Genomic DNA, 17,118 nt, shown 5'->3' with positions numbered 1-17,118 from the left:
TGGCAAAAAGGAAACCTGCGGCAATATCGCCGCGGTTTCCTTTTCTCTTCTAAACAAGATACTCTTTTGGAAGCCGAGACGATATTGTCTACGGCTTCCAAAAAGGGCTTTTTCAGCAGTCCCAATATTTAACCGCCCCGATCGGATCGGGGCGGTTAAATCAAATTTTATAAGTCATACCATCACCGGCGGCAATAATTTTACTTTTCAGCTCCCGGCTTAGTTGTTCGGCAACCAGCCACGGCTTGGCCGCCAGCATGAGCTTGCCAAAATGGGTCATGATCGTCACCCGGGGCTTGATCCCCTGCACCAACTTCTTCAGGTCCTCAACGCAAAGGTGCTCCAAGTGGGACGGCTCCTGGCGTAGCACGCTCACGACCAGGATATCGCTCGCCCGATAAGCCCTGATCAATCCGGGGAAAAACTTGGTATCGGCAATATAAGAAACGGTCGTCTTCTCCCCTTTGATTTTGAAGCCATAGGCCTCCGTATTATGATGTACGTGCTGGACCGGGGTGGTAAAGGTCAACGCTCCTACATTATATTTTCCTTTAGCTTTGAGGATCTCCAGCCGCTCCGGGTATTGGCGGACATATTTTAAGATCACCGGATCGCCAACCAGCGCCTCTTTTGGGGCAAAGACCGCCCCCCGCTTTTTAAAGGTCCCTTCAGTCATCGCTTCGATCATGGCATTAATGTCGCCGGAATGGTCGAGATGTTTGTGCGAAAGTAAGATCCCATCCAGGTTGGCCGGATCAAGCTTCGGCCGGGCCCCCAGGGTTTTAACCAAAGCTCCCGGTCCCGGATCGAGGTAGAGGTTCGTCCCGTCAAGCGACAGCCAGATCCCCCCAGAGGCCCGCAGCTGTTTGGAAACCACGACCCTGGCACCGGCGGTCCCAAGGAATTTAATAAAGTCCATTATTCTTTAATAAATCCTTTCTTAAGGTTAATCGCTTTAACAATCTCCATCCCCCAAAGCGGAAGAGAAGATAGGATCAGGACTAACAGCCAATCAGCCTGGCCCAAAGCTTCGGTCTTAAAGATCGTTTGCAGAGGCGGAAAGTAGACGACCAGCATCTGCAAGGCAAAGGAAAATAGAACCGCCAGAATTAGCCAGTGATTGGTCCACATTCCCGGAAAAAACGACTTCGTTTGGCTCCGGCAGTTGAGCGCATGAAAAAGCTGGGCGCAGCAAAGAACGATAAAAGCGGCGGTCCTCGCCCTGGTTACCCCCTCGCCTTCAATAAACAAGACAAAACTGAACGCGGCTAAAACGCAGAGGGCGATAAATAAGCCCTGCAAGATTATCAAACCGGCCCGGTTGGCCGGCACGACCGGTTCGTCTTTTTTCCGGGGCGGTCTGGACATGATCCCCGGCTCGACCGGGTCCATCCCGAGCGCTAAGGCCGGCAAGCCATCGGTCACCAGATTGACCCACAAAATATGAATCGGCAAAAGCGGCAGGGGCCAGCCGACCAGGGCGGCCAGGAACATCACCATGATCTCACCGGCATTGCAGGAGAGAAGATAGTGGACGAACTTTTTGATGTTGTCGTAGATCCCCCGCCCTTCTTCGATCGCGGCGACGATCGAAGCGAAATTATCGTCGGTCACGACCATGTCGGAAACTTCCTTGGTCACGTCGGTCCCGGTAATCCCCATCGCCACGCCGATGTCGGCTTCTTTGACCGCGGGAGCGTCGTTAACGCCGTCGCCGGTCATCGCCACGATCTCCCCGCGCCGCCGCCAGGCTTTAACGATCCGAAGCTTATGCTCCGGCGAAACCCGGGCATAGACCGGGACCCGATCGACCTTGAAGGTCAATTCCTGGTCATCGAGCCGGTCGAGCTCTTCCCCGGTCAAGGCAAGGGCGTCGGCCGGAAAAAAACCAAGCGAAGCAGCGATCGCCACGGCGGTATTTTTGTGGTCGCCGGTGATCATGACCGTCCTAATCCCCGCCCGGCGGCAATCGGCGATCGCCTGACGGGCTTCATCGCGCGGCGGATCGATCATCGCCATCAAGCCGACCAGGATAAGGTCACGTTCAACTGTTTTATCATCGAGTTTTTCCGGACGGTCGGCCAGCGGCCGGTAAGCAAAAGCCAAGACCCGCAGCGCCTGGCCGGCCAGCCCGTCATTGACGGCGGCAAAACGGGCCTGATCTTCAGGCGTCAACTCCCGCACCTGGCCATTTTCTTCGATGTAGCGGCATTTCCGCAGGAGACTATCCGGCGCCCCTTTACTATAGGCGACCAGTTCCGCGCCCCGCCCAAAGATCATCGTCATTTGCTTCCGTTCGGAATCGAAGGGGATCTCTTCAACAAAATGAAGCTCCCGTCCGGTATTCTCCCTGGTCAGCCCGGCTTTGGCCGCCGCCGTCAGGAGAGCCGCTTCAGTCGGATCGCCGATAATCCCGGTCGGCGTTAAGGCCGCGCTGTTGCAAAGTACGCCGGCAATCAAAGTTTTGGTCAAGCCGGGCTGGTCCCCCGCCTCAATTTTTAAACCATCCAATAAAAATTCGCCTCGCGGGGCATAACCGATCCCGCTGACCGTAAAAGCGCGGCCGTCGGCATAGACCGCCTGCACCGTCATCTCGTTTTTGGTGAGCGTCCCGGTCTTATCGGTGCAGATAACGGTGGCGCAGCCCAAAGTCTCAACTGACGGAAGTTTTCGGATCAGCGCCGACCGTTTGACCATCCGCTGGACCCCGATTGCTAAAGCGATGGTCACCACTGCCGGCAACCCTTCAGGAATGGCAGCAACCGCCAAACTGACCGCGGTTAAAAAGACTTCCAGCAGTTCGCCGCCGCGCAACCAGCCTAGAAAAAAGACCAGACCGACTAAAAAGAAACAGAGATAGACCAGCCACTTGCTGAATTCATCCAGCTTTTTCTGGAGCGGCGTCGTTTCCCGGTCAATCGCCTGGATCAGGCCGGCGATTCGTCCCAATTCGGTCTTCATTCCGGTCGCGACGACCAGCGCCTTGGCTTTGCCGGAAGTTACGGTCGTCCCAAGATAAAGCATATTGGCCCGGTCGGCCAGCGGGACCTCCTTTTCGGCCAGCGCGGCAACGGTTTTATTAACCGGGGTCGATTCACCGGTCAGGCTCGCTTCCTGGACGGTAAAATTCGCGGTCAGCTGAAGAAGCCTCGAATCGGACGGAACGTTATCGCCGGCCTCCAGTTCCACAATATCGCCGGGTACCAGCTGAACGGCCGGGATCTGGCGCCGTTCCCCGCCGCGAATCACTTTACAGGTGGGAGCGGCCAACTTTTTAAGCGCGGCCAGTGATTTTTCGGCCCGAAAGCTTTGGACGAAACCGAGGAGGGCATTGAGAATTACTATGGCAACGATCGCGCCGGAGTCCAGCCATTCGCCAAGCAACCCGGCGACCAGCGCGGCGGCGATCAGGACCCAGACGATAAAACCCTGGAATTGTTCCAGCAAGAGGCGGCCGGCGTCGACCCCTCCTTTTTCCCGGAGCTGGTTTAAACCGTATTTTTTCAGGCGATCGGCCGCGTCAGCGGCAGGCAAACCATTCACGGAACTGTTTAATTTGGCAAGCGCGGCTTCGGGGGTGGCCTGGTAAAAATGTTCTTCGCGATAAATTTCGCTCATTAGGTAGCTCCAAAAAATGGGCCCGGCGAGATTCGAACTCGCAACCCTTGCCTTCGGAGGGCAATGCGCTATCCAGTTACGCTACGGGCCCACTATTGATCTAATTTTATCACAAGAATCGATTTTTTGCCTCGGGAAATGCTCTCTTTCCGGCCGGTCCAGTCGTGAATCGCCTGAAAAAGGGTCCGGTATTTATACGTATAGTTCGCTCCCCGGCGGGTCCCGGGATCGTTGGTGATAAAAACCCCGCGGGTATCGTCGTAACCTTTGATCAGCACATAATGGTAATAAGGACCGGGAGGAGTAAAATACGGGTTACCTAATTCCCGCCCGGCCATCGGCGCGATGATCAGATCTCCGGCCGCCAGGAACTTTTTCAGTTCTTGGCTCGTCCCCGCTTGAAGAACTTCGATCCCATCGTATTGATAATAGTCTTTTATTAACTTAGCCGATTGCTTGGCGGTCAGGTCAAAATGCCCGCCATAGTTTTTAATCTGAAATTTCACCAGATCAAGGATCGTCTGGTTACCGGAACGTTTGGTCACCGCCTTCCCTTCCACCCAACTCATCGCCATAATGATCGCCGCTTCCTCGCACCCATCCTGCCATGGTTGCCGCCAGTCACCGTAAGGAGCCTGACATAAAAATGGAACCGGCCGGTCAATGACCCCACTCCCAAAAACACTTCCCACAAACAAGACCCCGGCTGCAAATATCGCAATAATTAGCTTATTCATGCCAAAAACATAATGACACATTTTACCCCAAAAACGCAAGTTTTTCGTCTTCTGGTACGAATAGTATATGTAGGGGGAAACAAATGACATCAATTACCGCCGTTCGTTACGATTCATCGTATCACCTTCATATAATTAAGCCGCAAGAGGTTGATGGCGGGCCAAAAGTTAAAGAACTGGCCGACCAACATCGGACCACGGTCGCGGAACTGGAAAGGCTGAACCCGGAATTAGCCAACCTTAAAGAAGGGGACCTGTTAATGACCCCGATGCCCAGAAGTTTCTAAGCGGCAACAACCTGATTTTTTAAACGCCCGATCTTTTCGATCTCCACCTCAACAACATCGCCGACCTTCATCGGCCCGATCCCGGGCGGAGTCCCGGTCAAAATTATGTCGTTCGGTTCCAAAGTCATGACGCCGGCAATAAAAGCGATCAACTCTTCCACTTTAAAGATCATACTCGTTGTATTCGATGACTGCTTTAACTCCCCGTTTAAATAACATTTGATCGCCAGATTATTGGGATCGATCCCGGTCACCAGCCGCGGACCGACCGGACAAAAAGTATCGAACGACTTTGCCCTCGCCCACTGACCGTCTAAGAGCTGCAAATCGCGGGCGGAAACATCGTTGGCACAGGTAAAGCCAAGCACGTGTTCCAACGCCTGTGCCTTCGTGATATTACGGATCCGGTCTTTGATAACGATCGCCAGTTCCGCTTCGTAATGGAGTTCTTTGGTTTGCGGAGGATAAACAATGTTGTCGCCGTCGCCGATCAGCGCGGAGGGGGCTTTGAGAAAAAGGATCGGGTGGTCGGGCCGGGCCATCTTCATCTCGGTGATGTGCTCAATATAATTCAGACCGGCCGCTATTATCTTGGAAGGTCTTAAAAGAATGCCAACCTTACCCCTGCCGCCAAAACGTAACCATCCAATGGAAGCTCAACATTGTTGGCATCTTTAATACTGGTCTTCTGGTAGCCGACTTCGCCAAAACCACTGGTATTAGGACCAAAAGCCAACTCAATCCCCACCCCGCCATATCCTCCGAGACCGGCAAAGCTGGAAGGATTAGTCGCCATCGCGGTAACTTCAGAAACTTTGTTGCCGGTGTAATAGTCAACTTCGGCGTTAAAATAAAGGTTGAAAAAGCCGTGGCTGCTGCCGTATTCACCCCAATACATGGTATAGATCCTGGCTCCATAACCAAACTTAACTAAAGTGTAAGAGGCATCGACCGTCGCGCCTAGCTTTAACTTCTTATTTAAAACTATCCCGAAGCGCGGCCCGGTATCAAGATTTTCGTTAAGTTTGGCGTCAAATTCTAAGCCAAAATCAAGGACCGAATCTTTACTTACATTAACATTGTCGGTTGGCGAAAGAAGGCAACCGCGCAGACCCAAACGATAAGTTTTTCTTTGCGCTAAGCTGTAAAGGTCTTTAGCCGCGATTGTGGCGCTCCCTTCGATCGCGCAGACTTCACCAACAAAAATAAAGCTCAAAGCGAGAACCAAACCAACAAACGGCTTTTTCATGAATTACCCCCTAAATTTTCGAACTACCAGAATTATATCGTTAATTATTTACCTGTCAAGCCAACTATTTTTGGCAGCTCGGGCAAAAAGAAGAGGTCCGCCCGCCGATCTTTAACCGGGCAACTTCCCCCTTGCATTTCAGACACTTTTCTCCGTAACGACCATAGACCTTAAGTTTTTTAGTATAGGCCCCCGCTTCTCCCTGGGCGTTAACGTAATCGCTGATCGAGGTCCCTTCGTATTTGATCGCTTCGGCCAGGATATGCTTGATCCCTTTAAATAAAAGGCTGATCTCCGCGCCGGTCAGGGTCTTCACCTGGCGATTCGGCCGGACCCGGGCGTAATAACAGATCTCGTCGCTGTAAATGTTGCCGATCCCAACCACGTTCCGGTTGTCCATCAAAAATTGCTTAATCTTCGCTTTCGGCCGGCGGACCAGCTCGCGTTTAAAAACTTCTATGGTATAGGCGTCATCAACCGGCTCTGGCCCCAACCCCAGCCCGTTTAAGTAGGCGGCTAACTGATCGGCGGTGTAGAGACGGAGCCAGCCGAATTTGCGGACATCGTTGTAAAATAATTTTGTCCGGTCACGGAAACTAAAGGTCGCGTGAGTAAATCGGTTCGGATCTTTTTCAAACCCTTCTTTGATCGGATGCCCGCCGACCACCGTCTTATGATCGCCGCGGTAGACGAGCTGGCCGGTCATTTTCAGATGCACGAGGAGTCGCCAATCTTTGGAAAAAGTAATAATGACCATCTTCGCCCGTCGGCCAACGCCTAGAATCTTGAGCCCCTTTAAAGTTCGGCGATAAAAGGCCAAGGGGTGGTTCAGCATTTTTACGGTGTCACAATCAAAGTCCAAGATTGTTTTGCCGATAATGGATTTGGCCAGGCCGCGTTTGACCGTCTCAACTTCGGGGAGTTCAGGCATGGTGGAATGTCAAATGACAAATTATGCCCCAAAGGCGCATCCGCCTCTGGCGGAAAAATGTCAAATGTTGGTCATTTGTCATTGCTTTACAGCGCTTCCTTGAAGATCTCGATGACGACATCGAAGATCGTCAGGATCATCGGGCCGAGAATAATGCCGGCGATGCCGAACAGCTGAATCCCCCCCAGGATCCCGAAAAGAACGATCAGCGGGTGGATGTTGGCGTTGTCGCCGACGATTTTCGGCTTCAGCAGATTATCGATCAGGCTGATCACGAAAACACCATAGACCAGCAAACTGATCGCGGGGATATAATTGCCGGTCATCGTCCCGACCAGAAAAAGATAAATATCGACCGGCACCCAGATCAGGGCCGCGCCGAACAAGGGGATCATCGAAATGATCGCCGTCAGGCTTCCCCAGAGGATCGGGCTGGGAACCCCGAGGATAAAAAAGCCGAGCCAGGCCAAAACTCCCTGGATGCACCCGACAAAAACCTGTCCGATGATCACCCCCCGGCTTAAATTGTCGAACCGGCTCACTATTTGTTTGTAACGCTTCTCCGAGAGCGGAAAAAGATCGGCAAAAAACTTATAGAGGTCGTGGCCATGGACCAGAAAGTAATAAATTGAAAAGATGGTAATGAAGACTTGCAGCAGGACGTTCGGGATCACTTTGAGAACATCCTGGAGCATGCCGATCAATTGACCGACCAAATCAGCCGCGCCGGCCTTTAATTGCGGCAAGAATTGTTCCAGCTGTTTAATGACCGGCGGCAGGTTGTCGAGCTGGAACTGGGGGGCCTGGAGAACGGTTTGCAAAAAGTGATAGCCGCTTTTGACCTCGCTGGTCAATAAAACAGCCACGAAAATAGAAGGGATGAGGACCACCAGCAGAATCACCAGACAAGTCAAAAGCGAAGCCAGTTTTTCGCCAAGCGGCACGTTCTTCAATAATTCGGCTAATTTACCGTAGAGCGGATAAAAGATAAAAGCCAGGACGGCGGCCGACATAATGGCGACAAAAAACGGCCGGACAATCAGGAACGAGAACAACAAAATAATAACGACAAAAGAGACCGCGGCGGTCCGGCGATAACTTTCGAGACGCTCTTCTTCTCTCCCCATGGCTGGTATTATAACACAAATAATTGACTTGCCAGTCCAATTGTACTAACATTTTGCTTTATGTTTAGAATACGCCCGAGCGCGATCATTGCCTTAAGCTTTTTACTCGTCATTCTGGCTGGAGGAATCCTTCTTTCCCTCCCGATCGCCTCGGCACAGGGAACCCCGACAAATTTCCTGGATGCTTGTTTTACCGCCAATTCCGCCACCTGCGTGACCGGCCTGGTCACGCTCGATACCGGGGTCCACTTCTCCCTCTTCGGGCTATTCATTATAATGGGATTGATGCAGATCGGCGGCCTCGGCTATATGACCTTTTCCACTTTCATGGTCCTGGTCTTCAGGCAAAAACTTTTTATTTCCCAAAAGCTCGCCATTCAGGAGGCCCTGAACGTCTACTCGACCAAAGACGTCGTTCTGGTCTTAAAAAAGGTCTTCGGGATCGTCTTTTTCGTCGAAGGAATCGGGGCCGCGATCTTTTTCTTCCGCTGGCTCCCGGAAATGGGGTTCAGCCGGGCCTTGCTTTACGCCGTATTCCATTCGATCTCCGCTTTTAACAACGCCGGCTTCGCCCTGCCGGCTAATTTTGCCAACCTGATGCCCTACGCGACCGATTGGGTCATCAATCTGACAATTACTTCTCTGATAATTATCGGCGGCCTTGGCTTCATCGTGATCGCCGACCTGATCGAACATCACAAGTTTTCCCTTCATTCCAAGATCGTCATGGTCACAACTCTCGCCCTGCTCGCCCTGGGGACAGGACTGATCTTTGTCCTTGAATACCACAATCCGCTAACGATCGGTCCCTTGACCATGTCGGATAAACTCCTGGCTTCATACTTCCAAGCGGTCACCTGTCGGACCGCCGGGTTCAATACCGTGGCGATCGGCGGTCTCGCGCCACCCACCCTTCTTTTGATGATGGTCCTGATGTTCATTGGGGCCAGCCCGGGAGGGACCGGCGGCGGGATCAAAACCACGACCTTCGCGGTCATCATCGGCACTATCTGGGCCACGCTCAAAGGGTTCCGCAACACGATCATGTTCAACCGCCGGATCCCGGTGGAAACGGTTCGCCGGGCGATCACCCTGACCTTTCTCGCTCTGGCGGCTGTCGGTTTTTCGATCTTCCTGCTCGATAATATCGAGCATTTCAGTCTGATGGAAGTCGCCTTTGAGATTTTCTCCGCGTTCGGCACTGTCGGCCTGTCGATGGGGATAACCCCCAATCTTTCGACCGCCGGTAAATTGCTCGTCATGCTGGTCATGTTCATCGGCCGGGTCGGGCCGCTCTCACTGCTGATCGCCTTGACATTAGGCCAGCGGGAGAATAAAGTTGAACCGCCTAAAGAAGGCGTTTCCATCGGTTAAGGAGGAAAAATATGAAAAAAAGACAATTCGCGGTATTAGGGTTGGGTCGTTTCGGCAGTAAGGTCGCCAGGGAACTTTATTACAAGGGACAGGAAGTGATCGCCATCGACAAAGACGAGATCAAGATCCAGAACATTAAGGACGAAGTGACCCACGCCTACGTCGGCGACATCACCGATGACGGGGCGCTGAAAGAAGCCGGGGTCTCCGATTGCGACACCGTCATCATCGCCGAAAGCACCCACATGGAAAGCAACATCATCGCCACCCAGATCTGCAAAAGCCTGAAAATTCCCCAGGTCATCTGTAAAGCCAACAACACCGTCCACGGCCAGATCCTGCAAAAGCTCGGGGCCGACCAGATCATTTTCCCGGAGCAGGATACCGCGATCAAACTGGTCAACGTTTTGACCAGCCAGGGGGTCCTCGATTATTTCGACCTTGGAGAGAAAGTCAAGATCGTCGGGGCCAAAGCGCTTGACCGCTGGGTGAATAAGACCCTATCGGAACTAGATTTGCGCAATAAATACGCCATCACCATCCTGGCGATCCGCCGCGGGACCGAAAACCTGGTTATGCCATCGTGGAGCACGCCGATCAAAAAAGACGACGTTCTCATTATGTTCGGGGAAGAAGAATCGCTCAAGAACCTCGACCTGGATATCACGCACAGGACCTAGGCGGTTTCGGCTTCGATCCACTTTAGAAAATCGGGGTTTGCTTCGTTGATCGGCAGGCTGACAATACACGGCACTTTATAGCTATGCAGGCTTTTAACTTTTTCGATTAAAGCGGGAACGGCAGATTCTTTTGTTTTAGCGATCAACAGCGCCTCTGACCCGTTCTGAACTTTCCCCTCCCACCAGTAGATCGATTCGATCCTATCAATAATATTGACCCCAGCCGCCAGACGGTTTTTAACCAAGGCTAAGCCGATCCTTTTCGCTTCAGCTTTGTCTTTGGTCGTGATATAAATCAAACAGCTTTTTATTTTGCTCATTTTTCTCTTCTTTCCGCTTACAGCTTTAAGCTTACAGCTGTAAGCTTTTCTTTCTGTTATAATTAAACCATGAAATTCGAGGTTCTCAAAGTCGGCCCGCTCTCCGCGAACTGTTATATCGTCTGGGACGAGCCGACAAAAATCGCGATCGTCATCGATCCGGGAGGCCAGGTCCCCAACATTATGAAGATCGTTCAGGACAACCACTTAACGGTTAGAGAGATCATCAACACCCACGGTCATTTCGATCACGTCAGCCGTAACGGCGCGCTGAAAAAAGAGACCGGGGCCAAACTGCTCCGTCATGAGCTTGATTCGCCAATGGCGGAAGAAACCGACCCAACTCCGGCCGACGAGCCGCTCCGGGACGGCGAGCTCATCGTTCTCGGCCAAACTAAATTTAAAGTCATCCACACCCCCGGCCACAGCCCCGGCGGGATTTGTTTATTTAACGAAGAAGACCGGGTCCTCTTTAGCGGCGACACCCTTTTCCGAGGGACATACGGGCGGGTCGATCTTTTCGGCTCATCAGCAGAAGCGATGGTTAGCTCCCTGAAAAAGCTAATGCAGCTCCCGCCGGAAACTAAAGTTTATCCCGGACACGGCCGCCCAACAACCATCGGCGAAGAAAAGGAGACCCGTGAAACTGCCAATTGACCTGATCATGTTCGATCTGGACGGGACCCTCTCCGACTCCATCCCGCCGGCGATCGTCGCTGTTCAGGCGATGCTCAAAGAGCTGGGGCTTCCGGCCAAAACAGCGGCCGAGATCCATAAACATGTCGGCTTCGGTGAACTCCCCTTGGTCGGCGGCGCGATCGGCAGCCGCGATCCGGTCCTGCAGCAAAAAGCGCTGGAGGTTTATTACCGCAATTACACCAATGTCGGGATCAAACAAGTTCCTCTCTATCCTCATGTTAAAGAGTTCCTGGAACATTTCAAAGAGAAAACAAAATACATTCTTTCCAATAAAAAGGACGAATTTATCCGGTTGATCTTGGCCAACCATGGCTTGCTCGGTTACTTTAACGAAATCTACGGCGGCGATACCGCTCCCTGCCTGAAACCCGATCCCTGTACCATCCTGAAGATCCTGGCCGACCACCAAATCACCCCGGAGCGGGCCCTGTTGATCGGCGATATGACGGTCGACATTGAGACCGGGAAGAACGCCGGGATCCACACCTGCGCCGTTACCTACGGTTTTGACGATAAGGCTAAGCTGGCGGCGGCTAAGCCTGACTTTTTGGTCGATGATCTGCTGGAGTTGAAAGAATTAATAGTTTAAAAGGAAACCTGCGGCAATATCGCCGCGGTTTCCTTTTTCTGTTATAATGAATTCGGTCATGAACTTCACCTCCGACCCTCTGGCCGGAGCACCCAGACCGCACTTATGCTTGTCCAAATTGAATTCGAACAACAGCCGTTATTATTTGAACAGCCGCTCGATCTGATCGTGGCGCGCCACGGCCATGAGCTGGCGGCTTGTTTTACCGAAATGGAATCGGCACTTTCTAAAGGCTGCTACCTGGCCGGGTTCCTTTCTTATGAAGCCGGGTACGGTTTCGAGGCAAAACTTGCCACGGAAAACAAATCGTCTTTTCCCTTGCTTCAGATGGGAATTTATAAGGAACCAAAATTGCCCCATTCTAACCGCGCAATTAATTGCGCGGTTAAATCAGAGGTGACGAATAAAAAAACAAACATCACCCAAGAAAAATACTTCGCTAATATAAGAAAAATCCGGGAGTATCTGGAAGCGGGAGATACCTATGAGATCACCTATTGCTTGAAGTTTCTCTTTGACTTTGCCGGTGACCCTTACACTTTTTACCGGCAACTCTACGCAACCCAACCGGTTCCTTATCCCGCTTACATTGAGGGTGATGATTACTTCATGTTATCCCTCTCCCCGGAATTGTTCCTGAAAAAGAGAGGGAATTTTCTAACCACTAAACCGATGAAGGGAACCTGGCCAAGAGGCAGAAATCTTTGGGAAGACCTCTGGGCCGGGCGAAAACTTCACTTTGACGGTAAAAACCGGGCCGAGAACCTGATGATCACCGACCTCCTCCGCAACGATCTGGGCCGGATCGGCAGTAACGTTAAGGTCCCCAAGCTCTTTGAGGTCGCTCGGTACAACACTCTCTACCAGATGACCTCGACAGTCACCGCCAATATTCCTAAAGAGTTGCCCCTCTATCAGCTATTCAAGGCGCTCCACCCTTCGGGTTCAGTAACCGGCGCCCCCAAGATCCGTTCGATGGAGATAATCCGCGAACTGGAACCGGAACCCCGCCATATTTACACCGGCGCGATCGGTTATATTACTCCAGAACGCGATTTAATGTTTAATGTTCCGATCAGAACGCTGCTGATAGACAAACAAGGCCAGGGAGAGATGGGGGTCGGCGGCGGGATCGTCTGGGACTCGACCCCGGAAGGTGAATGGGAAGAGTGCCTCTGGAAAGCCGGTTTTCTCCGCTGAATTTTACGCTTTTTTTACGTTTTTCATCGTTCTTTTTACCTCATTTTAACTCTTTTCAATGCTAGCATTTCCCATGATCCCTGGGAAACCATATGCGTCATAAATTCGGCTTAAACGCGCTGCAAGTTTTGATTATCGGCTATTTTGTTGTGACAATTATTGGCGCCGCGCTCCTCTCTCTGCCGATCTCATCGGCGGCCGGGACATCGCAACCGTTCATCGACGCCCTTTTTCTCGCGACTTCAGGGATAAGCACTTCCGGTTTGACCGTCGTCGATATCGGCAGTTATTATTCATTCTTCGGCCAACTGGTCTTACTGTCAATCTTCCAGATCGGCGGCATTGGTTATATGGCTTTTTTTGTTTTTCTGGCTTACTTGCTTGGGAAAAAATTCTCAAAAAAAACCTCAACCGTCGCCAAGGAATCAATGGCTACGGACAGCCATAGCCTGCATATGCTTGGCGGTTTTTTCCTAAAAGTCATAATCTTCACTTTGTTTTTTGAGATCATCGGCACGGTTATTCTGGCTTTCTATTGGGCCGGGGAATACAGTCTGCCGCGAGCCCTCTACCTCGGACTTTTTCATTCCGTTTCCGGATTTTGCACCGCCGGCTTCGGTCTTTTTCCAACCAGTCTGATAAATTATCAAACCAGTTGGACCGTCAATTTGACCATCAATATCATTTCAATTGTCGGGGGGCTAGGTTTTTTTGTTTTATCTGATTTCTATAATGCCCTAATTAATAAAATTAAGCGTCTTAAGCCGGCCAGGCTGACATTACACAGCAAAATGGTAATTTTAACTACGGCCATCGTCATGTTGGCCGGGACCGTGGTTATCCTGGTCGCCGAACAGTGGCCGAGTTCCGTCACGCTTCAGGACAAGATTTTGATCGCCTCTTTCCAATCAATCTCCGCCTCAACAACTGACGGCTATAATTCCATCGATATTGGAAAAATGTCCGCGACCAGTCTGGTCGCGCTAATGCTCCTTATGTTCATCGGTGCCTCGCCGGGTAGTACCGGGGGCGGGATGAAAACCACGACCCTGGCAACTCTTTTTGCCGCCGTTCGCGCCTCCCTGCAGGGGAAGGATCGAACCGCGGTTTTCGAAAGGAAAATCCCTATTGAAATAATCATCAAAGCAATGACGATCTTCTTTCTTTTTTCGGCGGTCGCCGCGATCGATATTCTGATCATGGCCAATACTGAACAAGCATCTTTTCTGCAAACCCTGTTCGAAATCGTTTCCGCGCTTGGAAACACCGGCCTCTCGACCGGCATAACCGGGAGCCTTTCCACTGCCGGTAAAATCATCCTAATAGTGACCATGTTTATCGGCCGAGTCGGGCCGCTAACCATCGGCTCGGCTATTTTTAAAAGTGAGACGCATAATGCCCTGAAACTCCCCAAAGAAGAACTTTTTGTCGGATAATCGGTGTATAATTAAGGGATAAATGATCTTTTCACCTTGGCGCCTTCCCTTAAGCGACCTCATAAAAACGGTTGTCATAGTCATTGGCATCGCCATGGCCAATCATTTGCTCCTCCCTTTCATAGGGTATCAGTCCACCGGGCTCATCTTCTTATTATCGGTCCTGTTTCTCGGCCTGTTTGTTTCATTCCCCGTTCTTATCTTGTACGCGGGCCTTAGCGCTTTGACCTGGAATTTCTTTTTTATCCCGCCGCACGGGACCTTCGCGATCGCGAAGACCGAAGACCTGATGATGAACATCGTTTATTTTATTGCCGCGATCATCACCGGTTATTTAACCGACAAGATCAAAGGCCATCAGCGTCAACTCGCTCTAAAAGAAGCCCGGGAGGGTCTTTATCTGACGATTTTCGACAGCCTTTCACACGAATTAAGGACCCCGATCACGTCAATCATCGGGATCGTCTCCACCCTCAAAACCGCGGAAGAAAACAAGGAACTGACGGCGGAGTTGGCCGAGTCAGCCGAACGCCTTGATCGGATCGTGACCAATTTGCTTGATATGTCCAGGCTCTCTTCCGGTTCAATCGCGCTAAAAAAAGAGTGGCAGGAAAGTTCGGAAATGGTCCAAGTTTGCCTGCGGCATCTCGAGCCGAAGCTGGCCGACCACCAGCTTGAAGTGGAAACGGAAGAGAACCTCCCGCTGGTTCAGGCCGACTTCGTTCTTTTTGAACAAGCCTTATCGAACGTTTTACTAAACGCGGCTAATTATTCTCCCGCCGGATCGCTCATCCTCGTCAAAACAACCAGGCAAAACAATTGGCTCTTGGTCACTGTTACCGATAACGGGCCGGGAATCGCGGCCAAAGAGCTCCCCTTTGTCTTCGATAAATTTTATCGGGCCGCCGATTCTCTGCCGGGCGGGACCGGCCTGGGTCTGGCGATCGCCAAAAGCGCGCTCGAAGTTAGCGGCGGCAAGATCAAAGCACGGAACCGGCAAGAAGGCGGGCTGGAGGTCGAGCTTTTCTGGCCGATCGACAAACAACCGGAAATAAAGGGGTTAACGTTATGAGCAAAGGAGCAAGGGTCCTGGTAATCGACGATGAGAGAGCGATCAGAAAACTGCTTGATATCAACCTGACCGCCCAGGGGTTCACTGTCTGCCTGGCGAAATCCGGCAAAGAAGGCTTGACCCTCTTTAACAGTTTTCGGCCTGATATCGTTATCCTCGATCTTCGGCTCCAAGACGCCAATGGACGCGAGATATTGGCTCAAATAAAAGAAAGAGCTTCCGTTCCGGTCATCATCCTTAGCGTAAAAGATGCCGATTCCGACAAAGTCGCGCTGCTTGATGCCGGCGCCGACGACTATTTAACCAAGCCCTTCAGTCCCGAGGAATTGGTCGCGCGCCTTAAAGTGGCCCTAAGGCACAGCCTTAATCTGAAAGAAGAGCCTATTTTTCGCCATGATCGGATAAAGTTGGATTTTGGTCTTCGCAGTTTGGAGATCGACAACGAACCGGTCAAGATCACCAACACGGAATTCGATTTGCTGAAGATGCTGGTCCAAAATGCCGGTAAAATCGTAACCCAAAAACAGCTCCTAAAAGAGATCTGGGGACCGGAATCAACCGGACAAACCCATTACCTTAGGATCTATTTTAGCCAATTAAGAAAAAAGCTCGATAAGTATAAGCTGTCAAACCTTATCCTGACCGAACCGGGAATTGGCTATCGTTTAAACATTTAAGGGAAGTATGTGCCGGGTTTCTCCGCTAAAAGATGGCGGGCTCGTCGGCTTCCAGCCCCTGCAAAACGTCATAAGCCGAATGGAATTGTTTTATCCAGCCATCAAAATCGAACATCTCTTTCAAATGGGGATAAATCTCCGCGTAACCGTGCCGCATTAAACTGACGGCTATGGGATCAACCTCTATCCGCTCAATCAATTCCCCAATTGAATGTTCCGCGATACTCCCCATCGGCAAGATACCGGGAGAGCTATAATGCAAATTCATATATAATTGCCGATCAACCCCGATTGATAATTGATGTTCGGGAGAATAATTGATCCCGGCAATGCTCGCCGGATCCCTTGGTTTAGTGCCAAATTGAGCTTTTAACGCGGGAGAACACCGCCCACTTAAAGAGACAGGGAAAAAACTGACGGGAATTCTTACGAAGCTCGATCCTTGCCCATAGAAAAACTGGTGATATTCAACTTCATCAAAAAAAGCGTTGGTCTGCTGGGGTTGAATGGCCGAAACAGCCGCGGCCACATCGTGGAGGCTTCGAAAGTTATTCAAAACAATGCTATTAAAACTTAGTCCCATTGCCGGAAATTCAGTTTTAATTAGTAAAATGATATTCGCCAAATAGGTCGGGCTTAAAATTGGCTGGCATTGATGAAAATTATCACAAGACAATTGGAAAGATAATTTGGCCTGGTTAACTCTCCGCCCTAATTCGCTAAGAATTGCCCTGGCCGCGTCACGGTCTCTCCCCCAAAAACCATTGGTCGCTATCTCAATAAATTTGAAACCAAGCTTATCCGCCTCTTCAACGATCCCATAAAGCAGCTCTCGATCCAGGAAGGGTTCTCCGCCCCAAAGATGCAAATAATCTTTAGCTTTACCGGGATTTAATTCGGCAATTTGCCGCAAGACGCCGACCGCTTCTTCCAGAGTGTACGGTTTAAACCCCTTCTCATTGCCTTTTTCCAAACACATCGCGCATTTGGCGTTGCATCGATTGGTAAAATTCAGCGCGGTCATTTCCGGCTTGAACAAACCGGAGCCATTAGCCACGGGCAACCGAGTGGCCAGCTTTTTCAAGATTCCCGTTCTTTCAGGCGCGGTAACTGTCATCTATT

At 51.2% G+C, this 17,118-nt stretch carries 18 protein-coding genes and 1 tRNA gene; 9 read left to right on the top strand and 10 right to left on the bottom strand.

The annotated features are described in order from the left end of the window. Positions 1 to 160 precede the first annotated feature (160 nt). The 4 genes from WC772_00775 to WC772_00760 all read right to left on the bottom strand — a co-directional run bounded on the left by WC772_00775 (position 161) and on the right by WC772_00760 (position 4,355). On the bottom strand, positions 161 to 919 hold the full coding sequence (locus WC772_00775; protein MFA6169291.1) for an MBL fold metallo-hydrolase: 759 nt from the start codon (positions 917 to 919) through the stop codon (positions 161 to 163). Next, positions 919 to 3,618, bottom strand: a complete 2,700-nt coding sequence (locus WC772_00770) for a cation-translocating P-type ATPase (protein MFA6169290.1) — start codon at positions 3,616 to 3,618, stop codon at positions 919 to 921. Before WC772_00770 ends, WC772_00775 begins: the two co-directional genes overlap by 1 nt. 17 nt (positions 3,619 to 3,635) lie before the next feature. Next, positions 3,636 to 3,709: transfer RNA gene (locus tag WC772_00765), tRNA-Arg, on the bottom strand. A gap of 1 nt (position 3,710) precedes the next feature. Continuing rightward, positions 3,711 to 4,355: a C39 family peptidase gene (locus tag WC772_00760; protein ID MFA6169289.1), complete on the bottom strand. Its 645-nt coding sequence runs from the start codon at positions 4,353 to 4,355 to the stop codon at positions 3,711 to 3,713. An 83-nt stretch (positions 4,356 to 4,438) separates the two neighbouring features. On the opposite strand from WC772_00760, the gene WC772_00755 reads away from it, so the two are divergent. Beyond that, positions 4,439 to 4,642, top strand: a complete 204-nt coding sequence (locus tag WC772_00755; protein MFA6169288.1) for a hypothetical protein — start codon at positions 4,439 to 4,441, stop codon at positions 4,640 to 4,642. Here WC772_00755 and WC772_00750 read toward each other — a convergent pair. The 4 genes from WC772_00750 to WC772_00735 form a co-directional block, all read right to left on the bottom strand. After that, positions 4,639 to 5,229: a fumarylacetoacetate hydrolase family protein gene (locus WC772_00750; GenBank protein ID MFA6169287.1), complete on the bottom strand. Its 591-nt coding sequence runs from the start codon at positions 5,227 to 5,229 to the stop codon at positions 4,639 to 4,641. The two genes, WC772_00755 and WC772_00750, sit on opposite strands and share 4 nt — an antisense overlap. 14 nt (positions 5,230 to 5,243) lie before the next feature. Next, positions 5,244 to 5,891, bottom strand: coding sequence for a hypothetical protein (locus tag WC772_00745; protein ID MFA6169286.1), 648 nt, complete (start codon positions 5,889 to 5,891; stop codon positions 5,244 to 5,246). Between the two features lie 64 nt (positions 5,892 to 5,955). Then, positions 5,956 to 6,822, bottom strand: a complete 867-nt coding sequence (mutM, locus tag WC772_00740; protein MFA6169285.1) for a bifunctional DNA-formamidopyrimidine glycosylase/DNA-(apurinic or apyrimidinic site) lyase — start codon at positions 6,820 to 6,822, stop codon at positions 5,956 to 5,958. 86 nt (positions 6,823 to 6,908) lie between these two features. Then, a complete protein-coding gene (locus tag WC772_00735) occupies positions 6,909 to 7,949 on the bottom strand; it encodes an AI-2E family transporter (GenBank protein MFA6169284.1) in 1,041 nt (346 codons plus the stop codon). Positions 7,950 to 8,009: 60 nt separating this feature from the next. On the opposite strand from WC772_00735, the gene WC772_00730 reads away from it, so the two are divergent. Next, positions 8,010 to 9,323, top strand: a complete 1,314-nt coding sequence (locus WC772_00730; protein ID MFA6169283.1) for a TrkH family potassium uptake protein — start codon at positions 8,010 to 8,012, stop codon at positions 9,321 to 9,323. 11 nt (positions 9,324 to 9,334) lie between these two features. After that, on the top strand, positions 9,335 to 10,003 hold the full coding sequence (locus WC772_00725; GenBank protein MFA6169282.1) for a TrkA family potassium uptake protein: 669 nt from the start codon (positions 9,335 to 9,337) through the stop codon (positions 10,001 to 10,003). Here WC772_00725 and cutA read toward each other — a convergent pair. Beyond that, positions 10,000 to 10,323, bottom strand: coding sequence for a divalent-cation tolerance protein CutA (cutA, locus tag WC772_00720; GenBank protein MFA6169281.1), 324 nt, complete (start codon positions 10,321 to 10,323; stop codon positions 10,000 to 10,002). The two genes, WC772_00725 and cutA, sit on opposite strands and share 4 nt — an antisense overlap. A gap of 69 nt (positions 10,324 to 10,392) precedes the next feature. On the opposite strand from cutA, the gene WC772_00715 reads away from it, so the two are divergent. The 6 genes from WC772_00715 (at position 10,393) to WC772_00690 (ending at position 15,996) form a co-directional block, all read left to right on the top strand. Further along, the gene (locus tag WC772_00715; protein ID MFA6169280.1) at positions 10,393 to 10,980 is read left to right on the top strand and encodes an MBL fold metallo-hydrolase; all 588 of its coding nucleotides are present in this window, start codon (positions 10,393 to 10,395) and stop codon (positions 10,978 to 10,980) included. Continuing rightward, on the top strand, positions 10,964 to 11,611 hold the full coding sequence (locus WC772_00710) for an HAD-IA family hydrolase (GenBank protein MFA6169279.1): 648 nt from the start codon (positions 10,964 to 10,966) through the stop codon (positions 11,609 to 11,611). Before WC772_00715 ends, WC772_00710 begins: the two co-directional genes overlap by 17 nt. A gap of 105 nt (positions 11,612 to 11,716) precedes the next feature. After that, positions 11,717 to 12,811, top strand: a complete 1,095-nt coding sequence (gene pabB, locus WC772_00705) for an aminodeoxychorismate synthase component I (protein ID MFA6169278.1) — start codon at positions 11,717 to 11,719, stop codon at positions 12,809 to 12,811. A gap of 92 nt (positions 12,812 to 12,903) precedes the next feature. Further along, complete coding sequence (locus tag WC772_00700; protein MFA6169277.1) at positions 12,904 to 14,247, top strand: potassium transporter TrkG; 1,344 nt, start codon at positions 12,904 to 12,906, stop codon at positions 14,245 to 14,247. Positions 14,248 to 14,269: 22 nt separating this feature from the next. Beyond that, entirely contained in the window at positions 14,270 to 15,319 is a 1,050-nt protein-coding gene (locus tag WC772_00695; GenBank protein ID MFA6169276.1) for an ATP-binding protein, read from the top strand. Beyond that, entirely contained in the window at positions 15,316 to 15,996 is a 681-nt protein-coding gene (locus tag WC772_00690) for a response regulator transcription factor (GenBank protein ID MFA6169275.1), read from the top strand. Before WC772_00695 ends, WC772_00690 begins: the two co-directional genes overlap by 4 nt. 25 nt (positions 15,997 to 16,021) lie before the next feature. Here the strand turns inward: WC772_00690 and WC772_00685 are convergent, their stop codons facing one another. Beyond that, complete coding sequence (locus tag WC772_00685; GenBank protein MFA6169274.1) at positions 16,022 to 17,113, bottom strand: radical SAM protein; 1,092 nt, start codon at positions 17,111 to 17,113, stop codon at positions 16,022 to 16,024. Between the last annotated feature and the right edge of the window lie 5 nt (positions 17,114 to 17,118).

The organism is Candidatus Margulisiibacteriota bacterium (assembly GCA_041661965.1).
GTDB lineage: Bacteria > Margulisbacteria > WOR-1 > O2-12-FULL-45-9 > XYB2-FULL-48-7 > XYB2-FULL-45-9.
Note: the sequence above shows the minus strand (reverse complement) of the source record. Positions and strands in the feature narration are given on the sequence as shown.